The 3,895-nt window shown below is 64.5% G+C and carries 5 protein-coding genes; 3 read left to right on the forward strand and 2 right to left on the reverse strand.

Going from position 1 to position 3,895, the window contains the following annotated elements:
* Positions 1–209: 209 nt before the first annotated feature.
* Both AC1DJT_RS36200 and AC1DJT_RS36205 read right to left on the reverse strand, forming a co-directional pair.
* On the reverse strand, positions 210–1,085 hold the full coding sequence (locus tag AC1DJT_RS36200) for a LysR substrate-binding domain-containing protein (protein ID WP_441492961.1): 876 nt from the start codon (positions 1,083–1,085) through the stop codon (positions 210–212).
* Between the two features lie 104 nt (positions 1,086–1,189).
* On the reverse strand, positions 1,190–1,906 hold the full coding sequence (locus AC1DJT_RS36205) for an amino acid ABC transporter ATP-binding protein (RefSeq protein ID WP_476836007.1): 717 nt from the start codon (positions 1,904–1,906) through the stop codon (positions 1,190–1,192).
* A gap of 673 nt (positions 1,907–2,579) precedes the next feature.
* Here AC1DJT_RS36205 and AC1DJT_RS36210 point away from each other — a divergent pair.
* The 3 genes from AC1DJT_RS36210 to AC1DJT_RS36220 all read left to right on the forward strand — a co-directional run bounded on the left by AC1DJT_RS36210 (position 2,580) and on the right by AC1DJT_RS36220 (position 3,893).
* Positions 2,580–2,954 carry a hypothetical protein gene (locus AC1DJT_RS36210; RefSeq protein ID WP_476769509.1) on the forward strand — a complete coding sequence of 125 codons (375 nt, stop codon included), beginning with the start codon at positions 2,580–2,582 and terminating at the stop codon, positions 2,952–2,954.
* 151 nt (positions 2,955–3,105) lie between these two features.
* Positions 3,106–3,414, forward strand: coding sequence for a BTB/POZ domain-containing protein (locus tag AC1DJT_RS36215; RefSeq protein WP_441506873.1), 309 nt, complete (start codon positions 3,106–3,108; stop codon positions 3,412–3,414).
* 344 nt (positions 3,415–3,758) lie between these two features.
* Positions 3,759–3,893 (forward strand): hypothetical protein, encoded by a 135-nt coding sequence (locus AC1DJT_RS36220; protein ID WP_441506872.1) that lies wholly within the window; start codon positions 3,759–3,761, stop codon positions 3,891–3,893.
* Positions 3,894–3,895: the final 2 nt, after the last annotated feature.

Genomic DNA, 3,895 nt, shown 5'->3' on the forward strand with positions numbered 1-3,895 from the left:
CTCCCAGGCTCAGGTCACGTCGTTCAGAGCATGCTCGATGCGACCTGGAGCATCGGACCGAAACTCCCAGGCTCAGGTCACGTCGTTCAGAGCATGCTCGATGCGACCTGGAGCATCGGACCGAAAAGTGGAATCCGGTTTTCGGAAAATCCGACGCTTAAACAATGGGCTAGATCGCCCATCTTGCGTCCGAACGGACGCACGGCGAACTAGCGCGAGGCGAGCAGGCAGTCGATGAAATCGCGCACCAGCTGCGATTTTGGCCGGTCGAGCGGCAGGATCAGCAGGCTCTTGCTGTGCACTGCCGGTTCGAACGGCTTCAGCACGATCCGGCTCATATCGGCGCCGGCGACCGCATAGGGGCTGACCAGGCCGATGCCGACGCCTTCGGCGACGAGCGCACAGACGGTTGCGGCATAGATCGTCTCGACCACGACATGCGGGCTGACTTCGGCCTGGTGAAAGACCAGGTCGAGCCGCTGGCGGGTCCGGTCCTCCGGCACATAGGCGACGAAGGGCTGGCGGTGCAGGTCATGCGGCGTGATCAGGTCGCGCTCGGCCAGCGGATGCTCGCGCGGGATCGCGCAGAGCACGCGCGGCGAGACGAAGGGCTGGTGCAGCACGCCGCTGACATCGATCTCGTCGGCGGCGAGCCCGATATCGAACTGGCCGGAGACGACGCCGTCACGCACGTCGCGCGAGGGCAACACCATCAGGGTGACGCCGATATCGGGATGGCCCTCGCGGAAGCGCCGGACGGCGCGGGGCACCAGCGACGAGCCAAGCGCCGAGAGCGAGCCGATCCGCAATTGTCCCGAGCCATGGTCGCGGATGCGGGCAGCCGTGGCCCGGAGCGTGTCCATGCCGCGAAACGAGGCCTCGACCTGCGCATAGAATAGCTTGGCCTCGGGCGTCGGGATGATGCGGTTGCGCACCCGGTCGAACAGCAGGAAACCGACCGAGCGCTCCAGTTCGGCGATGGTGCGGCTGACCGCCGGCTGCGTGATGCCGAGCAACTCGGCTGCGCGCGAGACGGTGCCGGACTTCATCACGGCGGCAAACGTCTCAAGCTGGCGGTGATTCAAGTCATGGCACCTCGGCAGGGGGCCGGCAGATTACACCGGCCGCGCCCCATGGCGAGGCGCGTTCGAACGCGCCGGGCCTCCGGTGGATGCAAGGCTGCGCGCCCTCAATGGAGAATCTGCGACAGGAAGAGCYTGGTGCGTTCGTGCTGCGGGTTCTTGAAGAASKCGTTGGGCTCGTTCATCTCRACGACCTGGCCGGCATCCATGAAGATGACGCGGTCGGCGACCTGGCGCGCAAAGCCCATCTCRTGGGTGACGCAGAGCATGGTCATGCCCTCCTCGGCCAGGCTCACCATGGTGTCGAGCACCTCCTTGACCATCTCGGGGTCGAGCGCCGAGGTCGGCTCGTCGAACAGCATGATCTTCGGGCTCATGCAGAGCGMGCGCGCGATCGCGACGCGCTGCTGCTGGCCGCCCGAGAGCTGGCCCGGATATTTCAGCGCCTGCTCCGGGATCTTCACGCGCTTGAGATAGTGCATGCCGATCTCCTCGGCATCCTTCTTCGGCATCTTGCGCACCCAGATCGGGGCGAGCGTCAGGTTCTCCAGGATCGTCAGATGCGGGAACAGGTTGAAGTGCTGGAAGACCATGCCGACATCGCGGCGGATCTCGTCGATCTTCTTCAGATCATTGGTCAGCTCGGTGCCATCGACGATGATCTGGCCCTTCTGGTGTTCCTCGAGCCGGTTGATGCAACGGATCATCGTCGACTTGCCCGAGCCTGAGGGGCCGCAGATCACCAGCTTCTCGCCGCGCGCCACCTTCAGGTTGATGTCGCGCAGCACATGGAACTCGCCATACCACTTGTTGACCCCGATCATCTCCACGGCCGTATCCGTGTTCAGGGAGGTCTGCTTCAGCGAATGTTATGCCGCCGGGCGAGGGCGACCGCGACGCCGGGGAACGCCCCTCAGCGGCGCCGTCGATGGCGCCGCTGCTCCAGGCGAGGCTCCCGTTCTGACCCGGCTGCTCCATGGGCGCAGGGCGCGGCGGCGATTGGCCCGGGCGCCATGCCGTGATCGCATCGACTGTGGCATCCCTGCTCCTTGTGGACTCCGGGCGGGTAACAAAAGCGTAATCGGGTAGAGAAAACCCTGTACAAATTTGCGTATTTGACGTTTCACTGCCCCGCTTTCTCAGAGGATATCAGGCTTTTAAAAGGTATTCATTCCTCTGGTGATTTTTTGATCATAAAATCTGTCCGAGATTAAAGTTTGATCGGAAAGATCTGACTGTAGTGAGTATTTTAGTTGCAGTTCTTGGTCATCGTCCACTTCTGGTAGAGGGCATCGCAGCTCTGCTGAAACGTCGCGCGGGATCGCGAGATCGTCAGCGCAGTCTTGCTCGGCGAGATGACGATCACGAGGCCTGCACGAAACCGGATGGGCAGGATGGGGGCTCGCAACGCGTCGAGGCGGTGATCGCAGCACGGGCGTTACCGCCCGGGCGTGCCTGAACTCTGCGCCGACCCGTGACCGGATGGAAGGACTGCCGATGCACATGATCCCGATCGTGGCCGCTGTTTCCGCCCTCGCACTCACCGGTGTCGCCCAGGCCCAGGCTCCGCCTGAAGAAGCTGCTGTCGACCGCGAGGTCGGGCTCAGTCCCGTGGCTGCATCGGGACCCTTGAGGAACCGGTCGGTGATCGTCGTCGATATCCGCGCGCTGCCAAAGCCGGAACGGCTACGCGTCACCCGGATCGTCGCAGCACGCGGCGATGACGAACTGCAGAAGCTCCGGACGGCGATCGATGCAGCACCGCTCCTCGCCCTTGCGCTTCGGGCGCAGGGGCTGTCATCGCTGCAGGTGCTCGTCGCCGAGACCGGTGCCAATGGGCGGCTGACCCTGATCACCAGGAAGAGGTTCTGACGGCGATGGCGGCCGGCAGCGCCAGGGGGCGTGAACGCCCTGGCCTCGTCGCGGCGGCTGTATTCCCGGCTGGCGACCTTATCGGCATGACCCGGCAACCCCATATCCTGGCGACCGGCGCAAGCGCGCAACCGGCCAGCCGGAGGCGTTCATGGACATCGTCGTCACGCAGCTCGAGCACAGCGTTTGGGAAATGAAGGACCGGCTCGGTCGCCATTTCGGAACGATTGTCGCGGAGCGGGATGACGACTTCTGGATCGGCCCGCAGAACCGCGGCGTGCTGGCGCTCCCCATGATCCGGTTCGGCCCCTACGCCTCGCTTGGCGCCGTGATGACCGCTATTCAGGCCTATATGCGCTACGAGACCGGCGACCTCAATCAAAGGACGAGCTTCGCTCCGCGGCGCCCCCGCGATCGCTTCACGGTCGTGCCTGTCAGCCCGTCGGCAGGCCGCGCCTGAGGCGGGGCCAAGATGACGCGGGCGGGCTGCTTGCTTAATCCGCCGATTGAGCGTCCAGTGAAGCGGCCGTCTCGCTTCGGACCGAACTGAGACCAGCCCCGACGCCGACCTTGCCTCGGCCCACCGCAATTCCAGTCGAGCCCGGCAAGGCCAGGCATTTGGCGCGATCCCGCGCCATGTCCGATGCCGCTTAGATGATATCGCCGGCGGCCTGACCCAGGTCTCCGGACGATCGCTCGCGAAGCGGCGACCAGCCTCGGCCTTGGCCTCAGCTTTAGCCTCAGCCTTAAGGTTCAGCCTCTCCGCGGATGGTCCGATCCCGGCAACATGCGATGGAGACCACCATGACAAGCCTGTGGCTGAGTTTGGATCATTGCCGCGCGCTCGGGCTGTGGATGGCACCGCGCTATCCCGCCTGGCTCGCTCTCTTCACCCTTGCCGGAGCCTTCGCCTTGATTGCGGCGGTCGTGATGCATTGAAG

It is taken from the genome of Allobosea sp. 05T422_2 (assembly GCF_056396265.1).